Here is a 22,934-nt window from a genome sequence, read left to right on the forward strand (position 1 = left end):
TTCGCGGTGATGCCGTCCTGCGGATGCGTACGTCGTCGGGTCCGGGCGGGCCCGGGACTACGCCCGGTCAGCTCCACGAGCGGACCGGTTGGCACCCGCGTACACCCCGAGCGGGTGAGTCAGGGGCCGAGGTTCAGTGACCGAGGAGGTGCCCCAGGCCCTGACCCTGACGCGGTCCCTGCTGGCCCTGCTGGCCCTGCTGGCCCTGCTGACCCTGCTGGCCCTGCTGACCCTGCTGGCCCTGCTGGCCCTGGCGGGGACCCTGCTGACCCTGCTGACCCTGCTGACCCTGCTGACCCTGCTGACCCTGACGCGGTCCCTGCTGACCCTGCTGGCCCTGCTGGCCCTGCTGGCCCTGGCGGGGACCTTGCTGACCCTGCTGGCCCAGGACGGGCCCGCGGTGGTCGCCGTGGCCGCGGTGGTCGTCACGGCCGTGGCCACGGTCGTCGCCGTGACCCCGGTGGTCGCCGTGGCCGCGGTGGTCGTCACGGCCGTGGCCGCGGTCGTCCCCGTGTCCACGGTGGTCGTGGCGGCCGTGGCCGCGGTCGTCCCAGTGCCCGCGGCGGTCGTCACGGTCCCAGCGCCGGTTCCAGGAGACGCTGTCGACGAAGCGGCCGCGGTCGGTGCGGAGCGTGGCCTCGTCGGAGCGGTTGTCCCACACCTCGTTGCGGCGGTCCTGGTAGACGTCGCGGCTGGTGTCGCGACCGTAGCCGGTGTGGACCCGGACGGTGGCACGGCCGCCCAGGGTGTAGTGGTGGAACGTGTAGCGGTTGCCGTCCTCGTCGGACAGCGTCCAGCCGTTCAGGTTCACTCCGTGGCGACCCGAGTTGGTGATTTCCACCCACTCCGCGTTCAGGGAACGGGCGGAGCGGTCGTCAAAGCCCGGCGCGTCGCTTTGGACCCTGCTGATGGCGACGTGCGTGCGGTCGAAACGCGGCGCGGCGGCCGAGGCCGACACGGAGGCCGAGCCGACCAGAGCGCCGGCCGCGATGGCCGCGGCCGCCACGCGACGAGCAGTGACAGACGTGGAAACGGACATGAAAGCTCCTCAAGGTTCGAGAGCCGGCACACCCCGTGCGGGCGCCCCTTTCGGGGAACCCGCACGGTGCGACCCTGTGCGAGTCCCGGCCCGGTGGCCGAGGACTCATAACTTGCTGCACATCCCCGCCCATGCCGGGCGACACCCGACGGCTGTTACCAATTACGGACATTTCAGTTACAGGCGTCTGTATATGGCCTTTAACTACGGAAAGCTGAAAAGTGATGGACTGACACCTTCAACTCCCTTACGTACACAACATCTAGGGCGTATCGGGTCATGTCGAGCGTCAGCACACGTCACCAGCACGTCACCCGAAAGTGAGTAACACCCCTCCGGTCCGATCCGGGCCCGACCGAGCGCGTCGCCCCGGCGGATCTGCCACCGGTGCGCTGGAGGGCTGATCCACGCGGGTTCGGCCTTCGCCGCGCCCAGGCGGCGGGACACCGCGGCCTGGAGGACGCTCTCCGTGCTGCTCCACGCGGGTGTCGGCTTCCACAAGTCCTGCTGCGGCGGGCCCGGTTACCGCCCGCGGACGCTGCGCGAGGTCCGTGAGCGGATGGCGTACGCACGGCGCACCGGTGAGCCCTTCGCCCGGTCGCTCTCGCGCCCCGAGATTCCCTGACGGGACGTCCGTTCAGTTCTCCAGACGGACCGGCATCAGCAGGGAGAACGTGTGCTCGTCGTCGGGGCGGCGGATCGCGACGGGGGCGGTGGGGGCGCCGATCTCCAGGGTCAGCTCGTCACGGGCCCCGGCGGTGAGGGCGTGCAGCAGAAACTCGCGGTTGACCGCGACCTGGTTCTGGTCGCTCCACCGGTCGTCGCCGATGGTCACCGTCCCGTCCCCCGTCACCTTCAGCAGGGTGAGGTCGGCGGCCGTCCCGCCCGGCCCGCTCGCGTCGCTCGCGACGACCGGTCCCCTCTCCACCGCTTCCCGGAAGGTCCCCGCGTCGACCGCGGACCTGTGCCCGTCCGGCGCCTGGACGAGCCGGCGGTAGTCGGGGAAGTCGTGGTCGAGGCAGCGGCCGGCCGTCTGTCCGTCCGCGCTCTCCAGCGTCACACGGTCGCCGTCGACCGCGAGCCCGACCGGCTCCTCGCCGCTCAGCAGGGCTCGCATCGCGTCCACCAGCGGGCTCGGAACGATGACCTGGACGCGCGTGTCGGCGTGTCCACTGGTGGACGCCCGCGCGACGGCCATCCGGTACCGGTCCGTCGCCACGACGTCGAGCTTCTCGCCCTCGATGTCGAACAGGACACCGGCGAGCATGGGCAGTTCCGGGTCCCGGCCGGCGGCGAAGCGGACCGCGTCCAGCGCACCGGCGAGTTCCGGCGCCGGGACGGTCAGACGGACGACCTCGGTACGGGGCGACGTCATGGTTTTCTCCCTGCTGTCGAGTAGTGCTCGGAGCGTGGAGAACTCGTCGCGGGCATCGGACAGACCCGCCTCGAGACGGCGCAGATGTTCCTCAAGGAGCCTGCGCACCAGTTCGGTGTCCGCGCCGGCCCAGCCCGCGAGCACCAGCCGGATGTCCGCGAGCGGCATGGCGGCCCGGCGCAGCCGGGCCAGCAGCCGTGCCTCTTCCAGTTGCTCCGGGTCGTACCAGCGGTAGCCGCTCACCGGGTCCACCCAGGCGGGCACCAGCACACCGCCGCGGTCGTAGAACCGCAGGGCGCTCACACTCAGTCCGCAGTCCCGGGCCATCTCGCCGATGCTGCGCATCTCGCTCTCCACACCCGGAACCCTGGGCCCTCGACCATGTCGAGGGTCAACCCCGGTCCCGCTCGGGCGACCCGACCCGGCCGGGATCGGATCAGGCCGGGCAGTCGGCCAGACTCCGCGCCGTACCCCAACGGATCATCACATAGCCGGAGCCGTCGCGCTGCGCCACGGCATAGCGGGTGTACGGCCACGCGTCGCCCGCGCTGTCCTGCTGCCGCACCAGGGCCCGGCACGCCTCGCCCGCCGCCATGTCGGCCCAGGCCGCCACCTGCCGCTGGTTCCACGACCCGTACGCCGACCACGTGTACAGGGCCGCGTGGTCCGGGTCGAAGCCCATCTTGAGCTCCGCGTTGCCGAGCACGCGATCCGTGCCCAGCTCCGTCCGCATCCCGTTGGTCCGTTCGACGATCCTACGGGTGGCGCGGTCCGCGACCCTGATCTCGGCAGTGTCGGTGCTGGGAATCATGGCCTGACCCAGGCCCTGTTCGTCCGGCTCCCACGCCGTCCCGACTCCGGCGCGGCTCAGGTTGTCCTCGTCGGCCGACGTGCACCGCGCGTCGGCGAGGAAGTCGTCGTCCCAGGTCACCAGCGGGTCGCGGCCGGGCGTCTCCTTCACCATGACGAAGGTGCGGTACGGCAGCTCGGGGTGCAGACCCACGACGACGTTCCGCAGCGTCCGGCACATCAGAGCGGCGACCTCCGTCTCCGCGTAGAGCGTTCCCGGTTCGTCGGAGGTGAGCCGGTACGAGAGGTAGACCTCCCCGCGCGAGGCGTGGAACCTCACGGTCCTCGGGGCGAGTTCGATGGCGTCGCCGAGTTGCCGACCGAGAGCGGCCTGGTCGCGCAGGACGGCACGGGCCACCTCGTGCTCGCCCTCGCCCCGCGCCGACCGTGCTTCGGCCCAGCTCTCCACACTCGCCGGGGGGCCGTCCGTGGACTGCCCGGACTGTTCCGCCGTGCCCGCCTTCGTCTTCGCGTCCGTGTTCAGGACCGTGCCGGACGGCCGCGGGATCGCGGCCGGGGAGGAGGCGGGAGGGGTGGAAGCGGGGGTGGAGGTGACGGGGCCGGAGGAGGCGGGGAGGGAGGAGGCGTTCGAGGTGCCGTGGCGGTCGCCCTCCGGCTTGCCGGGCATCAGGGCCACCACTCCCCCCGCGATGCCCCCGATGACCGCCGCCGCGACGACGAGCATGCCCGCCCACGGCTTGCGCCCTCGCCTGGCCGGCCGCGGCCACGCCGGATCGTCCACGGGGGGCATGTCCCAGACCGCGGTGATCATGTCCTCGGCCCGCGTGAACAACGTGTCGGCCCGCATCGCCTGGATGAGCTGCGCGGCCAGGAGCTCGAAGCACTCCTCGGCGGCGTCGGCGGCCTGGGGACGGTCCACCGGCTCCTTGGCCAGCGCCCCTCGCACGATCTCGCGCAGGGGCAACGGGACGCCGTCCAGGTCGGGTTCGCCCGACGTCACGCGGAACGCGACCGCGTCGGAGGCACCGGTCCCGAAGGGCGACCTTCCGGTGGCCGCGTACGCCACGAGCGCGCCCCAGGCGAACACGTCGCTCTCGGGCCCCGCGTCTCCCGTGCGGTACTGCTCGGGGCTGATCCAGCCCGGGGTGCCGGTAGTGGCTCCCGGCCGGGTGGCCCGGGTGTCGTCGTCGGCGTGCGCGATGCCGAAGTCCAGGACGCGGGGTCCGGAGGGGGTGAGGATGACGTTCTGCGGTTTCACGTCGCGGTGCACCACGCCGGCCGCGTGGACGGCTGCCAACGCCTGCGCGGTGGCGGCCGCGAAGGCGTACAGGGCGGGTCCGGTGACCCGTCCCTGGGCGAACACCTGCTGGTTCAGTGTCGGCCCGGCGACGTATTCGGTGGCGAGCCAGGGAGTGGCGGCGTCCGCGTCGGCGGAGAGCAGCGGGACCAGGTACGGGCCGGTGACCCGGGAGGACATTTCCACTTCACGCCTGAAACGGGCCCTGAAATGCGGGTCTTGGGCCTGTGAGGGGTGAATCACCTTCACCGCCACGCGCGTTCCGTCGGAGGCTACTCCGGCATGGACGGTGCCCATGCCTCCGGCGCCGAGACGACCGACGATCCGGTACGGACCTATTCGGGAGGGATCGCCGGCCTGAGCCGGCTGGACTCTTCCGGAGGATCCGGCTTCGCTCACTGATGGTTCCTTCGTGCAGGACTGAACGGTTGAGCAGGTGAAGAGGTGACGGACGGTCGGGAGCCGTGCGGTCCCGTGGTCGGGGGCGGTCCCGGGTCCCGGCAGGTTGCCCCGACATGCCTTCCGGGTGACTTCCCGTCCGGATGTTATGCGCTCACCCGCGTCCTGGGTAGAGAAACCCCTGATCAGGCGGCGGGCTCTCGCGCGCCCGGTGACGAGGCGCTTGCGGACCGTGTCGCGGACGTGGCCCGCAGCAGACCGGATCCGGTCATCGATCCCTTCAACTGGCTTATGCGGAAGCCTTGTTGTGGCGTTCGTCGGTCTCCGGAGCGTGCCGGGCGCACGGTGGAGCCGTCGGGCGCGAGAGAGCCGGTCACGCGCCGGAGCGGAGGCGTGCCGGACGTGCCCCCGGTCCCGTCCCGGCCGACAATGGGCATACGGCGGGGACGGACCCGGGGAGGCGCCGGGGAAGGAACGTCCATGCCGAAGCGGCCCCTCTCCCCCGGTCGCGTACGGGCCGCGCGGCAGTCCGCGCGCGTCACGGTCGCGTCCGCCGCGGGCTTCTACTGGGCGCTCTACGCACTGGACCGACCGGTCGTCGCCATCTACGCCCTCTTCGCGCCGATCGCGCTCGGCATCCTGTCCCCGGTCCCGGGCAGCGGCCGGGACCGGGCGCGGACCGTCCTGTTCGCGCTGCCGGCGGCCGTGGCGCTGACAGCGCTGGGCACCTCTCTCGCCGTGACGACCGCATCCGCCGTCGCGGGCATGCTGGTGATCGGCTTCGCCGTCTCCTTCGTCTCCGCGTACGGACCCGCCGCGGCGGGTGTGGTCCCGGGACTGCTGCTCTTCTACGTGCTGGCGTGCTTCCCGCCCTACGCGCCCGACACCCTGCCGCAGCGCCTCGGCGGGCTGTTGACGGGTGTCGCCCTGTTGGTGCTGTGCGAACTGCTGCTCCTGCCCGCCCCGTCCGTTCAGCCCTACCGCGCGCGGATCGCCGCCGCCCTGGATCTCGCGGCCGCTTCGGCGCTCGCGTTCGCCCGGGGGCACCGGCACGCTCCCGAGCGGGCCCGGCGGCTGCGCGCGGAAGGGCTGGGGCTGCGGCTGTCACAGGCGCCGCCGGCCTCGCGTCCGACGGGGGCGGGCCGCACCGACCGCGGGCTGGCGCAGGCCGGGGCCGCGACACGGCGGGTACTGGACCAGCTCGCCCGGATGGCCGAGCGCCCGGACTCCGCGACAGCCGCCGATCCGCCCTCCGAGGAGCTGCTGCGCGGTGTCGCGGACGGCTGCGCCGCGACGGCGGGCGCGCTGCGGGGCGCACGCGCCGTGCCGGCGCCCGAGACCCTGGAGGAGATGGTCGCCGGCTTCGTCGCCGACCGCGGACGGCCGTCCGGTACGGGGCTCGACATGGACGCCAAGGCCTCGCACCGGCTGCTGGAGTTCCGCTCCGGCCTGCTGGTGGTGGCGGCATCGGCCCTGACCGCCCAGGCGGCGGTGGCCGTGGCGATCGGCGGGCGCCGTGACGCGGCGGGACTGCCGCCCGAGCAGTTCTGGTACACGAGGCCCTCCACGGCCCGGCTCCTGGTGCTGCGTCTGACCGGCAACCTCACGCTGCGTTCGGTCCTGTTCCAGAACGCCGTCCGCACCGCCCTGGGCCTCGGCGCGGCCCGGCTGGTGGCCGGGGCGCTGGACCTGTCCCACGGTTTCTGGGTGCTGCTGGCCGTGCTGACACTGGGGCGCACGACCGCGGGCGCGACCTGGTCCACGGTGCGCTCGGCGGCGGTCGGCACGCTCGTGGGCGCGCTGGCCGCCGGGGCGCTGATCTACGGGGCCGGCGGCCATGTCGAGGTGTACGCCGCCGTGCTGGTGCCGGCCATGTTCGTGGCGTTCGCGGTGGGACCGATCGCGGGGCCCGCCTGGGCGCAGGGCCTGTTCACCCTGGTCGTGTCGGCCGCCTTCAGCCAGCTCGCCACGGCGGACTGGCGGCTGGCGGAGACGCGACTGCTCGACGTCCTGGCGGGCTGCACGATCGGCCTGGTGTGCGGCGTGCTCGCCTGGCCCGCCGGAGCCCACGCCGAGGTGCGACGCGGTGTGTCGGACGTACTGCGTTCCACGGGGCCGTTGGTGCGGGCCACCGTGTCCGCGGTGGTCGGGGCACCCGTGCCGTCCGGGGTGCCGGGCGGATCCGGGGAGCCCGGCGGATCCGGGGAGCCCGGCGGATCCGGGGAGCCCGGCGGATCCGGGGAGCCCGGCGGATCCGGGGAGCCCGGCGGATCTGGAGAGCCCGGCGTACCGGGCGGACCCGGGGAGCCCGGCGGACCCGGCGAGCCGCCGCCCCGGCGCCGCGCCGCCGAGGACGCGCTGCGCCTGACCCGGCACCGGCTCCGTATCGCCGAGGGTGCCTACGCGCAGTACCGGACGGAGGGCGGCCGGGATGTCGTCGACAGCGGTCCGGACTGGCATCTGGCGCTCAACTGCGTCTCCCACGCGGTGGTCGGATCGCATTGGCTGCCACGGCTGGCGTACGGTCCGGCGCCGCCCGAAGCGGTCCGGTGGGCGAGCGAGTCGGCGGGGCGGCTGGCCGCGGCGATGGACAGCGCGGCGGCCTTCCCGTCCGACGGCGTCCGGGCGACGCCGGTACCCCTTCCGCACGAGGTCGCCGCGGCGGCCCCGGCTCCGGTCCTGCCCGAGCTGGTCGACATCGACACCTGGCTGCGGACCCTCGCGGCGGAGCTGACGGCGATCGGCGGGAGCGGTCCGGACGGTCCGCCGCCCGCGGTCGGGGGCGACGGGACACGACCGGCCGACGGCCACGGTGCCACCGCACGCAAGGGAGGGTGACGGGGCCGACCCCTGGGAGAGGGGTCCTCGCCGAACCGCCTGAAAGAGGGGGTCCTCAGGGGGTGCGGCCGATGAAGCCGAGCAGGCGCGTCTGGACGTCGGCGTCCTCCGGGACCTCCACCCGCGGCCCGTACTGCCCGCTCTGCCGCAGCACGTCGTCCAGCGGCAGCATGCCGTCGAGCAACCGGGCGCACCTGGTGGGGTCGAGGCGCTCGTCCTGGCCGCTGGCCCGTGCCAGGTCCCAGGTGTGCATGAAGACGTCGGCGGTGTAGAAGCGGTCGACCGCCTGGTCCAGCGGGACCTCCCCGATGTGCGGGTTCGACAGGATCTTGTGTGCCGTGGCCGGGTCGTCGAGCAGTGCCTGCACCCCGTCGCTGTGCACCGTCCACGCCTTCACCGGGTCCTCGTCCACCGAGGGTCCCTTCGGCAGTTCGACCCCGGCGCCCGACTTCAGGAAGGCGGGGAACCACTCGACGAGGTGGCGCACCACGTCGCGGGCGACCCAGCCCTCGACCGGCGCGGGGTGGTCCCAGGCCTCGGGGCTCACCCCGCGCACCCGCTCCGTGAAGCCCTCGGCGATGGTGCGGTGCTCGTCTGCTGCGCTGGTCATGATCTCAAGCCTTCCGTCTCGGTCCGTGATCCGGGGTTTCCGCTCGGGCCGCCGCCGAGCAGTTCGTCGAGGCGCTCGTGCCCCTCGGTCACACCGCGCCGCATACCGCTTCTGATCATCGCGTCGCGGGCGTCGACCGACGCCATGAGCGAGGTGGTGGTGACCCGGGTCCGGCCGCCGAGGTCCTCGAAGAGGGTGGTCTCCAGGCTGACGCCGTCCGGGAAGCCGTCGTAGGCGAAGGTCTGCACGATGCGCTCGTCGGGGCGCACCTCGTGGAACACCCCGCGGAAGCCGTACTCGGTGCCGTCGTCCTCGCGGTGCACATAGCGGTACGAGCCACCGGTGCGCGCCTCGTACACGTCGATCCGCATGGTCATCCGGCGCGGGCCGAGCCACCGTACGACGAGATCGGGGTCGGTGTACGCCCTGAACACGCGTTCCGGGGGCGCCTCGAACTCGCGGGTGATGAGGATGGTGGGCAGCGCCGGATCGGCCTCGATCAGGGTCTCGTGCCCGCGGTGGGTGGTGCTCACGATGCCGCCTTCTTCCCCGGGGTGGTTTCCCCTGGCTGGTCCGCCATCTCATCGAGGACGGCGTCGAGCCTGCGGAAACGGTCCTCCGCCTCACGGCGGTAGCGTTCGATCCATCGCGTCATCAGGTCGAAGACCTCGCCTTCGAGATGGCAGGGCCGGCGCTGGGCGTCCCTGCTGCGGCTGACCAGGCCGGCCTCCTCCAGCACCCTGATGTGCTTGGACACGGCCTGCACCGTCACGTCGTACGGCTCGGCCAGTTCGTTGACAGTGGCGTCCCCCGTGGCCAGCCTGGCCACGATGTCCCGCCGCGTCGGGTCGGCCAGGGCCGAGAACACCCGGGACAGCCGATCGTCGGGCACCTCTCACTCACCTCGCTTACTCAACCAGTCGGTTGAATAACCGTACGACGGGCCGACGGCTTAGTCAACCAACTGGTTGAGTAAGGCGGGTGAGCCGTGCCGGTCCGCTGCTCACGCCGCCTCCGGCCGCCCTCTCCACCCGGGTGTCAGTCCTTCGGGGGTGCGGGCTCCAGGACCGCGAACTCGGCCGGCCCGACCGCGAGCGTGCCGTCCGTCAGCGGGCGGCAGCGGATTCCGCCGCCGGCGCGCAGCGCCCGTCGCGCACCGGGGCCCAGGGTGGCGTCCATCCAGCCGCAGGGCCTGGCGGCACTGCGTACGGCGAGGACGACGGGCCCGGTGCCGCAGTCCAGGGAGATCGTCGCCCCGACCAGGGAGTCGATGTCCACCCCGCGGAGCAGGACGTTGCGCCGGGTCAGCCGGAGATCCGGCTCGGCGGCCCCTCCCTGTGGGAAGCGCTCGACGGCCATGAGGGTGATCGACGCGTTGCGATGGGCCGGATGGTTGAAGTAGCGGTCGCCGACGATCCCCAGTCCGGCGCGCACCCGGGCGGTCGTCACCAGGTCCGCGTCGGGCAGCGGGGGTATTCCGTCGCCCGGACGGCCCTCGAACCGGTGCACGGGCGAGACCAGCAGCTGAAGGATCTCCACACGCCCCGCCTCTTCCACACGCCCCGCCTCTCCCACACGTCCCGTCTCATCGAGCGTAGGGGAGGTCCGCCTGACACGGGGCCGGCCCGCGTGACAGGGTCGGCGGTGATCGAAGACGACAGCGGCAAAGGGGCTTCCGTGGACACGCGAACGTGGGACACGCTGGTCAGCTCGATGAAGAGCACCTACGTCAAGGGAGTGCGTGAGGGTGCGGTGCCCCGGCCGGTCATCATGCCGCTCGTGCGGGGCGAGCTGGTCGGGCTGGTCTGGGTGCGCCCGACCGAGCCCGGCGCCGACGCGCTCACCGGCATCGCGGCGCTGTCGAACATCGCCGCGGCGGCCGGGGCGGACGAGGTCGTCCTGGCCTGGGAGACCCAGGAGGTCGCCACGGCCTGTGAGCTTCCCGTCGTGGGGCCCGCCCCGTGTCTGAACATGGTGCGCGCCACCCCGGACGGGCATGTGCTGCACCAGTTCCCCTACACCGGGGAGTCCTCGTCCGCCGATACCGGGAACACGGACGAGCCGGCGGCCGGACTCGACTGGGGCCAGGCGCCGGCGCCGCGGCCGGACGGCGAACTGCCGCCCCCGGTCAAGGCCGCCGTGGAGTACGCGTTCACTCCGATGGAGCTGGACCACCCCAATCCCTTCGGGGTGACCGTCGTCCTGATGGAGGAGGACGGCTACACCGTGCGCCTGACCGACGTCTTCGACCACTGAACCGGCCGTACGACGCGCCCACCCAGTTCCCGGCCCCCTAGGGCCTGTCAGACAATTCCCGTCTGCCCGGCGACGCCATGCACGCTCCCCCAAGCTCTGCGAGCAGGGGGGACCCCCACTCGCCACACCGGCCTCAGACCCGAGTACGTCCAGTACGCAGGCCTGGGGCCGGCGCACCGAGAGCACGCTCCCCCGAGCTCTCGGCTGCGCTCGAGCAGGGGGGACCCCCACGACGCCGCCGGGCCGCCCTTCGGGCGACGACGCGAATTGTCAGACAGGCCCTAGTCTGATCGGGCGCGGCAAAGCCCCGCGCGCCCTCAGCGGGCGGTCCGTGATCGCAGCACAGGAGGAACCGTGTCCGGTCAGTTCGAGGCGACAACCGAGATCAACCGACCCGTCGAGGAGGTCTTCGCCTACCTCGCCGCCGGCACGAACGACCCGGAGTTCAGCCCGCGGGTGCAGGCGATCACCAAGACTCCGGAGGGCCCGACGGCCGTCGGCACCGTCTTCACCAGCACCGTCAAGGACGCCGGCATGAAGACGGGCCGCAAGTTCCGGATCACGGAGTTCGAGCCGTCGCGCCGGATCCGCTGGGCGGAGATCTCGAAGAACGTCGTCATGGCGGCGGAGGGCGGCTACGACTTCGAGTCCACCGGCCCCGGGACCACGCGCGTGCGGATCTTCAACGTCCTGGAGGGCCACGGCATCGGCAAGCTGCTGGTGGGCTTCGCCCTGAGCGCGGCCCGCAAGGACGCGGACGCCTTCGGCCAGCGGATCAAGGCGGCCGTCGAGGCCTCCTGACCTGGAATTTCCGACGGCCGTCGAGGCCTCCTGAACCTGGAGGATCAAGGCGGCCGCCGAGGTTCCCGGCCTGGAGGATCCGGCGGCCGCCGAGGCCCGCTGATCGCGGCGGATCCGGGGTCACGACGTCACCGCGGTGGGCGCCCCGGGGGTTCCGGCTCGGGGCGTGACCGCAGTTCGGTGATCACGGACCAGGCGACCGACACCATCGGCACCGCCACCACCGCCCCGGTCACCCCGGCCAGGATGCTCCCCGCGATGACGGAGAGGGCCACGACCACGGGGTGCAGCCGGACCGCCCAGCTCATGACGAGCGGGTGCAGGACGTGCCCCTCGATCTGGCCGATGACGACGATCAGGGCGAGCACGATGATCGCGACGACCGGCCCTTTGCTGGCCAGCGCGACGACCGTGGCCACGCCGAGCGCGACGGGCGAGCCCACCAGGGGGATGAACGCGGCGAAGAACTCCAGGAGCGTGAGGGGCAGCGCCAGCGGGACACCCAGGAGGGTGAGGGCGATGCCGACGAGTACGGCGTTGGTGGCCGCCACGATGATGATGCCGCGGGTGTAACCGGCGAACGTGCGCCAGGCCGCCCGGCCGCCGCGGTCCCATGTGTCCCGAACGCCCTCCGGCATCAGTTCCTGGAACCAGCGCCAGTACCTGTCCCCGGAACGGATGAAGAAGAGCGAGCAGAACAGCGCGAGCACGAGGCCGGTGACGAACTCCACCGCGCGTCCCGCGCCGCTCAGGGCGCTGCTGATCACCACGGCACGGTGGTCGGAGACGAACGTGGCCACTTTGCCCTGGAGGTTCGAGAGCACGGCGTGGCTCAGATGGAAGGGTGAGCCCTCCAGCCATCGTTCGATCCGGCCCAGTCCCCCGGCGAACTCGTGGCCCAGGTCGCCGGACTCGCTCGCCACGACACCGCCGACCAGCGCCATCACGCCGAGCACCAGCAGGATGCTGCCGAGGATGCTGATGATCACCGCCACGGTCCGCGGCAGGCGCCGCGCCAGCAGATCGGCGAGGGGACGCAGGACGGCCGTCACGACGAGCGCGAGGAACAGGGCCACGGCGACCAGTTGCAGCTTGCCCAGCAGGGCGAAGACCGTGTAGCCGACCACGCCGACGACGATCAGCCGCCACGCGTAGGCAGCGGCCACCCGCAGCCCGTGATGCACCAGCGCGCCCTGGTGGTCCCCGCTGCCGTACCGCCCGTACGCGGCGGCCGTACGGGTCCGCGTGACCGTCCGGGCGCCGTGGGAGGAACGGCTCCCGACGACGGGACGCGCACGGCGCCCGCCGCGGCCCGTGCCGGGCTCGCCCGGCGGCCGGTCAGGACGACGCGATCCGGCGTTCACCTGTGTGCCACCGTCCTCCCGTCGTCGTGCCCGCCCGCCCCGCGCGTCGGCCGCGGACCGCCGCGCGACCTCGGGAAGCGGGCGACCCCCGGTCGTCGATCACGCGGGGCGTCCTGGCCAGCGTGGTGTCGCGCCCGACGCCCCGCAACCCGGGAGGCGCACGGTCCTCGGCCGTCGCGTCCACGGCTCGGGAACTCTCGTCGGCACCTCATCCCTTTAATGTCATTTAAGACATTCACCCCTATATTGGGTCTGTGATCAGGCGGCTGGACCTACTCGAGACCGCTGACGACGGCATCACGGAAAGCGAGGTCTTCCGGCTCGCCCTTCAGCACTCCATCGCGGAGCTGGGCTGCGTCGGCGGGGCCGTCTACCTGCGGGGCCCGATGTCGGCCCTGCGTCTGGTTTCCTCCACCGGACTGCCGTCGTCGGTCACCCGCGCCTGGGAGATCCTCGACCAGGACGGTCCCACGGCCACCGCCCGTGCCGTGCGCTCCGGTGAGCACGTATGGGTGGCCGCGCTCCCCTCCGACCTGGAGGAGCCCACCGCGCCGCTGCTGTCGCGGTCCGGCTGGTTCGCCGTACCCCTGGTCCACGAGGGCCGTGCCGTCGGGGCGATCACCTGTCTCACCGGTGACAACGAGGAGCCCGCGCCCGATCAGCGGGCGTTCCTCGGCGCGGTCGCGGACTGGACGATGAACCGGCTGCAGAAGATGCCGGAGCCGGAACGCATGGGCACCGACCTCGACACCACTCCGGTCGGCTCGTGGGAGTGGGACGTACGCACCGGCGAGCTGCGGTGGGACCAGGTGGCCATGAAGGTCTACCAGACCCGGCCGGGAGATTTTGTGCCCGGTGTCGAGACCTGGATGAAGGTGGTCCACCCCGACGACCTCCCGAGCACTCTGGCCGCCGCCGAACGCACCATCCGCACGCACGCGCCGTTCGAGGCCGAGTACCGCGTCCGGCGCAGCGACGGGGGATACACGTGGACCCGCGCCTCCGGTCATGTCGTGCTCGACGACGAGGGCCAGGTCACGCGCATCGTCGGCAAGGGCTGGGCGAGCGACGCGGCACGCTCGACCCGCGACGCGCTCAGCCGGGCCCTGCGGCACATGAGCGACGCCTTCCTGTCCGTGGACGACGACTGGCGGATCACCTTCGCCAATCTGGAGGCGGAACGCATTCTCGGAACGTCCGGCGAGCAGCTTCTCGGCCGGGACCTGTGGGCCCTGCCCGCCCTGAGCCATGTTCCGGATCTGGAGGACAGGTGCCGGCACGGGGCCGCGCAGTCCACGACGGCCGTTTTCGACATCACGCTGACCGACACGGGGCGCTGTTACGACCTGCGGATCGTCCCCGTCCCCGGCGGTCTGACGGTGTACTTCACCGATGTCACCGACCGCCGCCGCCGTGAGGCCGATCAGGCGGCGGCCGTCCGCGCCGCGGCCGAGCGCGCGAGCCGTACGGCGGAACTGACCAAGCAGCTCGCGGCGGCGACCACGTCCGAGGACGTGGTCGCCGCCGTCGCGCAGCGTGTCCTGCCACCGTTCGGCGCCCAGGGCCTGCTCGTTCTCGTCATCGAGGAGCAGAAGCTGGTGCACATCGGGTCCGTCGGCTACCCGGACTCCTTTCTGCGTCGGAAGCACGGGCAAAACGGCAGGGAAGTGGGTGACGCGGGCCCGGCCTGGGAGGCGATCCTGACCGGCGAGCCGCGCTTCTACTCCTCCCGCGAGGAATGGGGCACGGCCTTCCCCGACGACGGGAGCCTGCCGCCGACCGGCATGGAGGCCTGGGCCTTCCTCCCTCTGACGGCGTCCGGCCACACGTTCGGCGTGTGCGTCATCGCCTTCGACACCGCACGGCTCCTCACGCCGGAGGACCGCACGCTCCTCATCACCATCAGCGCCCTGGTCGCGCACGCGCTGGAGCGGGCACGGCTCTACGAGGCCGAGCTCACCCGCTCCGAGGAGCTCCAGCAGGCGCTGCTGCCCCGGGGGCTGCCCACCGTTCCGGAGGCGACGGCCGCGGCGCGCTATCTGCCGGCCGGGCAGAGCCTGGACGTGGGCGGGGACTGGTACGACCTGATCCCGCTGTCGGCGGGCCAGGTGGCCCTGGTCGTCGGGGACGTGATGGGCCACGGCCTGTCCGAGGCCGCGACCATGGGGCGGCTGCGCACCGCCCTGCACACGCTGGCCGCCCTGGAACTTCCCCCCGACGAGATCATGGGCCATCTGAACGACATCGTGGGCGGCCTCGGCGACCACGCCTACGCGACCTGTCTGTTCGCGCTGTACGACTCCACCGACGGTTCGTGCACCATGGTGCGGGCTGGTCACCCGCCGCCGCTCGTCGTGCGGCCGGACGGAAGCACCGACTTCCCCGAGGTCGCCGCCAACCCTCCCCTGGGCGCCGCGTTCCCCCCGTTCGAGACGACGGAGCTCGAACTGCCCGCCGAGAGCCTCCTGGTCCTGTACACCGACGGGCTCGTGGAGTCACCGCGGCGGGACATCGACCAGGGCATGGCCCAGCTCGCCGGTCTGCTCCGCGGTGCGGCGGGGTCCGCCGACCCGGAGGAGCTGTGCGACTCCGTGACCGGGGGCCTGCTCCCGGGCGGGCCCACCGCCGACGACGCGGCTCTGCTGATCGCGCGCCTGCACCACGTGGCCGACCGCCAGGTGGCCTCCTGGGCGCTGCCGGAGGGCCCGGAGGCGGCGGGCGAGGCCCGCCGCCATGTACGCGAGCAGCTCGCCCAATGGCACCTGGACGACCTGGTCATGACGACGGAGCTGCTGGCCAGCGAGCTCGTCGGGAACGTCATCCGGCACGCCAGCGGCCCCATCGGCCTGCGGCTGCTGTGCAGCGGGACGCTGGTCTGCGAGGTGTCCGACGCGAGTCTGACGATGCCCCGCATCCGCCGGGCCACGGACACCGACGAGGGGGGCCGCGGGCTCCAGCTCATCAACGCGCTCTGCGAGCGCTGGGGCAGCCGCTACACCCCTGACGGCAAGGCCATCTGGACCGAACAGGCCCTTCCCGGCGGCACGGAGGCGCCCGGCGAGGATCCGGACCAGGACGCCCCGAGCCGGTCTCGACGCCCGTAAGAGCCTCCGTGGCGCGGTCGATGCGACCGCGCCACGGAGGCTCTACGAGGCTCTACGGGAAAGCCGCTGATCCGACGTCAGCCAAGCGTCAGCCACGTGCGAATTCCAGCAGGTCGGCGTTGAACACCTCGGCGAACTTCGGCACCATCGCCAGGCCGTGGGGAGCACCCGGATACACCTTGTAGACGGCGTCCTTGACGAGTTTGGAGGACTTGTCGCCCGAGGCCACGATGGGGACGATCTGGTCGTCGTCGCCGTGCACGATGAGGGTGGGGACGTCGATCTTCTTGAGGTCCTCGGTGAGGTCGGTCTCGGAGAACGCCTTGACGCAGTCGTAGGCGCCCTTGATGCCGACGGTCATCCCCCAGAGCCAGAACTGGTCCCGTGTCCCCTGGGTGACGGTCGATCCGTCCCTGTTGGCGCCGTAGAAGGGCGCGCTGAGGTCCTGGTAGTACTGCGACCGGTCGGTCTCGACGCCCTTGCGGATCTCGTCGAACACCTCGACCGGCAGACCTTCGGGGTTCTCCGCCGTCTTGAGCATGAGGGGCGGGATCGCGCCGACGAGGACCGCCTTGGCCACCCGGCCGGTGCCGTGCCGGCCGATGTAGCGGGTGACCTCGCCGCCGCCGGTCGAATGGCCGACCAGGATGACGTCCCGGAGGTCGAGGGCCTCGATGACCGCCGCCAGGTCGTCGGCGTAGGTGTCGAGGTCGTTGCCGTCCCAGGGCTGGTCGGAGCGTCCGCCGCCGCGGCGGTCGTGGGCGACGGCCCGGAAGCCGTTGTCCACCATCACCTTCATCTGGGCGTCCCAGGCGTCCGCGGTCAGCGGCCAGCCGTGCGAGAAGACGACCGGCTGACCGGATCCCCAGTCCTTGTAGAAGATCTGCGTGCCGTCCTTGGCGGTGGCGAAGGGCATGTACGGGTCCTCTCGAATCTGGTCCGGATCCCGGCGCCTCGCGCGCCGTCGACGAACTCCTCGGTCCTGCCGGCGATGCCGCCGACCGCGTACGCCGTCGGGCATCCACACCGTCGGCCTCGCACGCTGTCCGTCCGCGCGACAGGGAGATCGGCAGCGCGAATCGCCCGGAATGAGTACGTTGTCCAGCTCACACTAGCCCAACTGCCACGCGGCGTCGCGGCGGGCGGAGCGCACCTCCATACCTGTGGGCCCGACTGAGCCGTCAGAGCGATCTTGCATCCCATGGCGCGTGCGATCGCGATGGTTTCCGCATCCTCCGGTCACGTCCCGGCGTTGGCGCGGTGTCCCTGTCGATCACCGCATCCGGAGCCAGCGTGCCCGCTCCTCCCGTACCGTCCCCGCCCCCTCGCCTCCTGGCCGAGCGAGTGCGGGACCCCTATCCGTACTTCGCCTGGCTGCGCCGGAACGCGCCCGCTCACGCGGACCGCAGGCCCGGCCGGCCCACCGTGTGGCAGATCTCCCGCCACGCGGACGTACGAGCCCTGTTGACCGACGGGCGACTGAGCAAGGACCCGGACCGGGTACCGGGTTACGTTCCGGGGCCGCCCGGGCTGAACCGGCATCTGGTGCACGCCGATCCTCCGGACCACACCCGTCTGCGGACCCTGGTGAACGCCGCGTTCGTACCCCGCCGCATCGCCCGTCTCGAACCGTTCATCGCGGAAACCGCCGACCGCCTGCTGGACCGGATCGAGCACGACACCCACGTCGACGTGATCGCGGCCTTCGCGGCTCCTCTCACCTTCCGGATGATCTGCGCGATCCTCGGTGTCCCCGCGGAGCTCGACGACGCGGCCACCCGGGACACGCTCATGGCCACGATCGCACCCGATCCGGGCCGGGATCCGGCCCGGGTGGCACGAGAACTGCACGCCCTCCTCGACCGCCTGATCGCCGGAAAACGAACGAGCGGCGAAAGCAGTGGGGTCGACCTGCTGGGCGCTCTCGTGCGGGCCGGCGACGACAGCGGGGCGATGAGCGAGGAGGAGTTGCGCTCGACCGCCTACCTCCTGCTGCTGGTCGGCCACGACACCACCATGAACCTCATCGGCAACGGCACGCTCGCGCTGCTCCGGAACCCGGACCAGGCGGCCCTGCTGACCGGACCGGAAGCCGGCCCCGAGCTCGTCGGCACAGCGGTCGAGGAACTGCTCCGGTACGACTCCCCCGTGCGGGACGCGACCTTCCGGTGTGCCGCCGAACCGATCCGCCTGCACGGCCAGTCGATCGACAGGGGGGACATCGTCAGCCTGTTGATCGGTTCCGCCAACCGGGACGAGGCCCGCTTCGCGGACGCCGACCGGCTCGATGTGGGCCGGACCCCCAACGACCATCTCGCCTTCGGCCACGGCCCCCATTTCTGCATCGGCGCCGCTCTCGCCCGCCTCGAAGGCGCGGTCGCCTTCCCCCGGTTGCTCGAACGACTGGGCCCGGTCCGGCTCGCCAAGCCCTACGACGAACTCCCCTGGCGTCCGGCCCGGGTCATGCGCGGGCTGGCCGAACTCCCTGTCGTACGGATCTGATCCGCCCCCGCCCTACGGCGCGCGGGCCCGCGTGCCGAACGACCCTCGACCAGGAGCACATCTCATGGACACGAGTGAACCCGTGGTGACGACGGCCGAACCCTGCCCCGGCGTCCTGCTCATCACGCTGAACAGGCCCCACGTCCGCAACGCCGTCGACCGGGCGCTGGCCGACGCCCTGGACACGGCCCTCGCCCGGCTGGAGGCCGAGCCCTCGCTCGGTGTCGGCGTCCTCTCCGGCGCGGGCGGCCACTTCTGTTCGGGGATGGACCTCAAGGCCTTCCCCGACCATGGAGTTCCGCTCGTCGCGGACCGTGGGCTCGGCGGACTGACCCGCGCCCGGATCCGCAAGCCGCTCATCGCCGCCGTGGAGGGCGCGGCCGTCGCGGGCGGCTTCGAACTCGCCCTCGCCTGCGACCTCATCACCGCATCCGACACCGCGTTCTTCGCCCTGCCCGAGGTCGCCCGTGGGCTGATCGCCGCCGAGGGCGGCGCCGTCCGTCTTCCCGGCCGGCTCCCCTACCACGTGGCCATGGAACTGTTGCTGACCGCGGCTCCGCTGCCGGCCGCCGACGCGGCGCGGTACGGACTCGTCAACCGGCTCACCCCCGAGGGGGGAGCCCTCGACGCGGCGATCGCCCTGGCCGAACGCGTCCAGGCCCATTCCCGCGACGCCGTCCACATCACCAAGCGCGTCGTCCAAGACACCCGCGGCCTCGACGACCACACCGCTTACGCCGTCCAGGATCCGCTGAGCGCGCCGGTCTTCACCACCCACGCCGCCACCGAGGGAGCGCGGGCGTTCACCGAGAAGCGCCCCCCTGCCTGGAGGCGGTGAGCGACGAGGCGTCCGCCCCCGTCACGTCGCCGGCCCGCCCTCCCCCGGTCCGCCGCCCTGGCCGAAGAGGCCGCCGGCCACGACGCCGCGGGTGGAGAAGGTGACGGGTTCGCCCGGCAGGAAGTCGCCGGGCGGGATCCCGGGGTGGTGTCCGTCGTGGGGCGACGGGCGCTGCGAACGGGGCCCGAGGGCGAGGCGGGAGACGATGCGGTAGCGGTCCCCTCGGTAGATCGAGTGGACGTACTCGACCGGCCGGCCCGAGGCGTCCGAGGTGAGGCGCTCGAACAGCAGGGCCGGGGAGAGTTCCGGCACGTCGAGCAGGTCCGCCTCGTCACGGGTCAGGACCGTCGGCTCGATCGACTGGAACGCCTCGCTGACCTGGATCCCGTGCCGTTCGCCCAGGTGCTCGTAGAGGTCGCCGTTCTCCAGTTCGTCACTGGTCAGGTCGGGCACCAGGCCGGCGGGGACGTGCAGGTACTCGATGGCCATGGGTGAGCCGTCGACGAGGCGGAGCCGGGCCACGTAACGGATGTCCGCGGCCGGGGAGATGCGCAGGCGGCGGCCCACCCGGGCACCGGCGGACACCGTGCTGAACTCCAGGAGCCGGCTGGTCCAGGTGCCCGCGGCCCGGGGCAGGCTGAAGTTCTCCCGGTCGGGGACGAGTTCCTGGGTGATCTTCTCGGCGGCCACGAACATGCCCCGCCCGTGCTCGCGCACCAGGAGTCCGGCCACGACGAGTTGGTCCACGGCCGCGCGCAGGGTGGGCCGTGACACCCCGAGTTGCGCGCAGAGGGTGCGCTCGGACGGGATGGCGTCGCCGGGACGGCGTTCCTCGATGAGTTCGAGGATCGTGTCCCGGACCCTTTCCCGCTTGAGTACCGCGCGGGAGGCGGCGGGATCGATCTCCATGCTTGACCCTCGCTCGTCGTCGGTGCCGGGCAACTGGTATGGCCCCTGACCCTAACTGGTCTGCTGGTCCTGCCTCTTGCTCCCCCTGGGCTCCACTCAACAGTGACGCACATCCGCTCCCTCCGGCCAACTTCCTTCGAACACAAGGGGGTTGACGGACGCATTGGTCTATGCCACTTTTCAGGCGACGTCAACTGGTAAGGCCCAGCGTCCAACTGGTCAAGCACGGCCCGTCTCCACGTGTTCCTGAGCACCCCCACCTCCCGCGGCCGGCGGGAGCCCATCGAAAGGAACCCACATGAGCAACCGCCCCCTGTCAGGCCGCCGTCGCGTGGCCCTCGCCCTGTCGGCCCTGTTGGGCGGCACCGCCCTGGTGGCCGTCCCGATGTCCGTCCCCGCCGCCGCGGCCGGGGGCATCGCCGTCCAGTACCGCACCAGCGCGAGCGGTGCCACCGCCGACCAGAGCGAGCCCTGGTTCAAGGTGCGCAACACCGGCTCCACGACGGTGCAGTTGAGCCAGGTGAGGATCCGTTACTACTTCAAGGCGGACTCGGCGAGCGCCGGCTACCGCTTCGCCTGTTCCTGGGCCGTCAAGGGATGCGCGAACGTCACCGGCACGTTCGGCACCCTGGCCCACCCCACCGCCACCGCGGACCGGTACCTGGAGATCGGCTTCACCTCCACGGCCGGCACGCTGGCACCGGGCGCCGACACCGGTGACATGCAGCTTCGCTTCTACCAGTCGAGCTGGCAGACCCTGAACCAGGCGGACGACTACTCCTTCAACGGCGCCCAGACCTCGTACGCGGACTGGAACAAGGTCACCGCCCAGCTCGCCGGAACCACCGTGTGGGGCACGGCACCCGCGGGCAACGACCCCACGGATCCGACCGACCCCACCGACCCGACCGATCCGACGGACCCGCCCGGCGGTGGCAAGGCGCTGTTCGACGACTTCTCCTACGCGTCGTCCACCGACCCCGCGATCTCCGCGCACGGCTGGAACGTCCGCTCCAACTCCGGCGGCCCCGGTGTTCCCGGCGCGACCTGGGACCCGTCCAAGGTGACGTTCCCCGTGGTGTCGGGCAACTCGGTGATGAACCTCCAGACGTCGACCTCGGGCACCGCCGAGTCCACCCGGCAGACCGAAGTCGTCTCCAAGAGCATGAAGTTCAAGAACGGCACCTACGCGGCGCGGGTGAAGTTCGCCGACGCGCCCGCGTCCGGCCCCGACGGAGACCACCTGGTGCAGACGTTCTTCACCATCAACGACCTCACGGCGCCGATGGCCGACGACTACGCCGAGTACGACTTCGAGTACCTGCCGAACGGCGGCTGGGGCGAGACGGGCAACATCCTGTACACGACGTCCTGGGAGACCTACAACCCCGACCCCTGGCAGGCCGTCAACCAGCACACCGAGGCCCGCCAGAGCTACGCCGGCTGGCACGACCTGGTCCTCACGATCGACAACAGCAGCATCAAGTACTACATCGACGGGCAGCTCTTCGGCACGCATGACGCCCAGTACCTGCCCGAGCGGCCCATGTCGATCAACTTCAACCAGTGGCTGATCGACCTCTCCGGACAAACCTCGACCGGGGCGCGCGCGTACGACGAACAGGTCGACTACGTCCTGCACGTCAAGGACCAGGTCCTCACCCCGGCCCAGGTCGCCGCCAAGGTGAGCGCCTACCGCGGCGCCGGCACCACGTTCGTCGACGAGGTGCCGGCTTCCTGACCCGGCCGGTCCGAGGACCCTGTCGGCGGACGCGGGGGCGTTCGCCGACAGGGACCGGGCGTCGGACCGGAGCGGTCAGTGGTGGTGGCCGGCCCCGTGGCCCAGCTCGGCCAGCACGGCGCGGGCCATGGCCGCCTGGCCCGCGGCGTTCGGGTGGGCCGGAGCGGCGGGCGCGGTCGGGCGCAGCGGCTCGATCCAGCGGTCGGCGGGCGCCTTGCACATGTCGTGACCCACGGTCGGCGCGTACGTGTCCACGAACTCGGCCCGGTTCAGGTACGCCACCGTGCGCAGCATCAGGTTGAGCCGCTTGCCGGTGTCGCGCAGGTATGGGAAGTCCTTCGCGGCGAACGGCACCGTCGGGTAGCAGCCGCTGCCGTCGTCGGGCAGCAGGTCGGGGTAGCCGACGACGACCACGCGGGCGTGCGGCGCCCTGGAATGCACCTCCCGCAGTACCCGGGCGACCTTGGGCGCCGTCTGGAGGATGTTCAGGGTGAGCTGGTCGTAGCCCGCGGCACCGTAGTACTGCTGACAGGGGTTGCCCGCGAGGTCCTTCGAGCTGAGCCCGGCACAGGTGGCGATGATGGGGCCGAAGCCCATGTCGTTGCCGCCGATCTGCACGGTCACCAGATCGGTGTCCCGCTTCACCGCGTCGAGCTGGGGTCCGTTGGTCCCCTGCGCCTTCCACATCTCGTCGGTCTTCGCGCCCGAGCAGCTCACGTCCGTGAACGAGGCGACCTTGCGGGCGGCCGCGGTGATCGAGGGGTAATTGTGGTCGGAGCGCGCGCAGTTCGCGTCGACCTGCTGAGGGATCAGCGGCCCCGACGTGTACGAGTCGCCGAGCGCGACGTAGTTCACGCCGTGCCCCTTGTGCCCTTCGCCCGCCTGGGCGGGGGCTGCCGCCGCGACGCCCGCGACGAGCGCGCAACTGCTCAGCGCGGCCCCCAGCGCCAGGGCGCCCCGCCGCCCTGGAACGGCGTTTTCCGGACGCGTGTGATCGTTCATCGTGCCCCTCCCCTGAAACCGTGACAGCCTGCTGAACGGGTACCGGCGT

General features: G+C 72.0%; 19 protein-coding genes. 8 read left to right on the plus strand and 11 right to left on the minus strand.

Annotated features, from left to right (window positions below; translation table 11 throughout):
- Positions 1-133: 133 nt before the first annotated feature.
- Positions 134-1,039 (minus strand): lamin tail domain-containing protein, encoded by a 906-nt coding sequence (locus ACZ4TO_RS01605; RefSeq protein ID WP_468023104.1) that lies wholly within the window; start codon positions 1,037-1,039, stop codon positions 134-136.
- Between the two features lie 343 nt (positions 1,040-1,382).
- Between ACZ4TO_RS01605 and ACZ4TO_RS01610 the strand changes: the two genes are divergently transcribed.
- Complete coding sequence (locus ACZ4TO_RS01610; RefSeq protein WP_468023768.1) at positions 1,383-1,664, plus strand: deoxyxylulose-5-phosphate synthase; 282 nt, start codon at positions 1,383-1,385, stop codon at positions 1,662-1,664.
- Positions 1,665-1,676: 12 nt separating this feature from the next.
- On the opposite strand, the gene ACZ4TO_RS01615 is transcribed toward ACZ4TO_RS01610, so the two are convergent.
- Both ACZ4TO_RS01615 and ACZ4TO_RS01620 read right to left on the minus strand, forming a co-directional pair.
- Positions 1,677-2,759, minus strand: coding sequence for a DNA polymerase III subunit beta family protein (locus ACZ4TO_RS01615; RefSeq protein WP_468023105.1), 1,083 nt, complete (start codon positions 2,757-2,759; stop codon positions 1,677-1,679).
- 91 nt (positions 2,760-2,850) lie between these two features.
- Complete coding sequence (locus ACZ4TO_RS01620) at positions 2,851-4,920, minus strand: serine/threonine-protein kinase (protein WP_468023106.1); 2,070 nt, start codon at positions 4,918-4,920, stop codon at positions 2,851-2,853.
- A 480-nt stretch (positions 4,921-5,400) separates the two neighbouring features.
- Here ACZ4TO_RS01620 and ACZ4TO_RS01625 point away from each other — a divergent pair, with 480 nt between their 5' ends.
- On the plus strand, positions 5,401-7,758 hold the full coding sequence (locus ACZ4TO_RS01625) for an FUSC family protein (protein WP_468023107.1): 2,358 nt from the start codon (positions 5,401-5,403) through the stop codon (positions 7,756-7,758).
- 55 nt (positions 7,759-7,813) lie between these two features.
- Here ACZ4TO_RS01625 and ACZ4TO_RS01630 read toward each other — a convergent pair whose 3' ends face one another.
- The 4 genes from ACZ4TO_RS01630 to ACZ4TO_RS01645 form a co-directional block, all read right to left on the minus strand.
- Positions 7,814-8,368, minus strand: a complete 555-nt coding sequence (locus ACZ4TO_RS01630; protein WP_385046505.1) for a TIGR03086 family metal-binding protein — start codon at positions 8,366-8,368, stop codon at positions 7,814-7,816.
- Entirely contained in the window at positions 8,365-8,901 is a 537-nt protein-coding gene (locus ACZ4TO_RS01635; RefSeq protein WP_385046502.1) for an SRPBCC family protein, read from the minus strand. Before ACZ4TO_RS01635 ends, ACZ4TO_RS01630 begins: the two co-directional genes overlap by 4 nt.
- Positions 8,898-9,260: an ArsR/SmtB family transcription factor gene (locus tag ACZ4TO_RS01640; RefSeq protein WP_385046499.1), complete on the minus strand. Its 363-nt coding sequence runs from the start codon at positions 9,258-9,260 to the stop codon at positions 8,898-8,900. Before ACZ4TO_RS01640 ends, ACZ4TO_RS01635 begins: the two co-directional genes overlap by 4 nt.
- A gap of 146 nt (positions 9,261-9,406) precedes the next feature.
- Positions 9,407-9,907 (minus strand): molybdenum cofactor biosysynthesis protein, encoded by a 501-nt coding sequence (locus ACZ4TO_RS01645; protein WP_382780488.1) that lies wholly within the window; start codon positions 9,905-9,907, stop codon positions 9,407-9,409.
- Positions 9,908-10,045: 138 nt separating this feature from the next.
- On the opposite strand from ACZ4TO_RS01645, the gene ACZ4TO_RS01650 reads away from it, so the two are divergent.
- Positions 10,046-10,624 carry a hypothetical protein gene (locus ACZ4TO_RS01650; protein ID WP_468023108.1) on the plus strand — a complete coding sequence of 193 codons (579 nt, stop codon included), beginning with the start codon at positions 10,046-10,048 and terminating at the stop codon, positions 10,622-10,624.
- A 354-nt stretch (positions 10,625-10,978) separates the two neighbouring features.
- On the plus strand, positions 10,979-11,425 hold the full coding sequence (locus tag ACZ4TO_RS01655) for an SRPBCC family protein (RefSeq protein ID WP_385046490.1): 447 nt from the start codon (positions 10,979-10,981) through the stop codon (positions 11,423-11,425).
- A 128-nt stretch (positions 11,426-11,553) separates the two neighbouring features.
- On the opposite strand, the gene ACZ4TO_RS01660 is transcribed toward ACZ4TO_RS01655, so the two are convergent.
- Positions 11,554-12,789 carry an AI-2E family transporter gene (locus tag ACZ4TO_RS01660; protein WP_385046487.1) on the minus strand — a complete coding sequence of 412 codons (1,236 nt, stop codon included), beginning with the start codon at positions 12,787-12,789 and terminating at the stop codon, positions 11,554-11,556.
- Between the two features lie 254 nt (positions 12,790-13,043).
- Between ACZ4TO_RS01660 and ACZ4TO_RS01665 the strand changes: the two genes are divergently transcribed.
- Entirely contained in the window at positions 13,044-15,893 is a 2,850-nt protein-coding gene (locus tag ACZ4TO_RS01665) for a SpoIIE family protein phosphatase (RefSeq protein ID WP_468023109.1), read from the plus strand.
- Between the two features lie 88 nt (positions 15,894-15,981).
- On the opposite strand, the gene ACZ4TO_RS01670 is transcribed toward ACZ4TO_RS01665, so the two are convergent.
- Positions 15,982-16,809: an alpha/beta fold hydrolase gene (locus ACZ4TO_RS01670; protein WP_382780475.1), complete on the minus strand. Its 828-nt coding sequence runs from the start codon at positions 16,807-16,809 to the stop codon at positions 15,982-15,984.
- Positions 16,810-17,186: 377 nt separating this feature from the next.
- On the opposite strand from ACZ4TO_RS01670, the gene ACZ4TO_RS01675 reads away from it, so the two are divergent.
- Together ACZ4TO_RS01675 and ACZ4TO_RS01680 are read left to right on the plus strand one after the other, a co-directional pair.
- Positions 17,187-18,395 (plus strand): cytochrome P450 family protein, encoded by a 1,209-nt coding sequence (locus tag ACZ4TO_RS01675; RefSeq protein WP_468023110.1) that lies wholly within the window; start codon positions 17,187-17,189, stop codon positions 18,393-18,395.
- A 64-nt stretch (positions 18,396-18,459) separates the two neighbouring features.
- Complete coding sequence (locus ACZ4TO_RS01680) at positions 18,460-19,233, plus strand: crotonase/enoyl-CoA hydratase family protein (protein ID WP_468023111.1); 774 nt, start codon at positions 18,460-18,462, stop codon at positions 19,231-19,233.
- Positions 19,234-19,254: 21 nt separating this feature from the next.
- Here the strand turns inward: ACZ4TO_RS01680 and ACZ4TO_RS01685 are convergent, their stop codons facing one another.
- Positions 19,255-20,142, minus strand: coding sequence for a GntR family transcriptional regulator (locus ACZ4TO_RS01685; RefSeq protein WP_385046474.1), 888 nt, complete (start codon positions 20,140-20,142; stop codon positions 19,255-19,257).
- A 298-nt stretch (positions 20,143-20,440) separates the two neighbouring features.
- On the opposite strand from ACZ4TO_RS01685, the gene ACZ4TO_RS01690 reads away from it, so the two are divergent.
- On the plus strand, positions 20,441-21,883 hold the full coding sequence (locus ACZ4TO_RS01690; RefSeq protein WP_468023112.1) for a cellulose binding domain-containing protein: 1,443 nt from the start codon (positions 20,441-20,443) through the stop codon (positions 21,881-21,883).
- Positions 21,884-21,958: 75 nt separating this feature from the next.
- On the opposite strand, the gene ACZ4TO_RS01695 is transcribed toward ACZ4TO_RS01690, so the two are convergent.
- Positions 21,959-22,885, minus strand: coding sequence for an SGNH/GDSL hydrolase family protein (locus ACZ4TO_RS01695; protein ID WP_382780461.1), 927 nt, complete (start codon positions 22,883-22,885; stop codon positions 21,959-21,961).
- Between the last annotated feature and the right edge of the window lie 49 nt (positions 22,886-22,934).

Source organism: Streptomyces sp. NPDC028298, assembly GCF_055565895.1.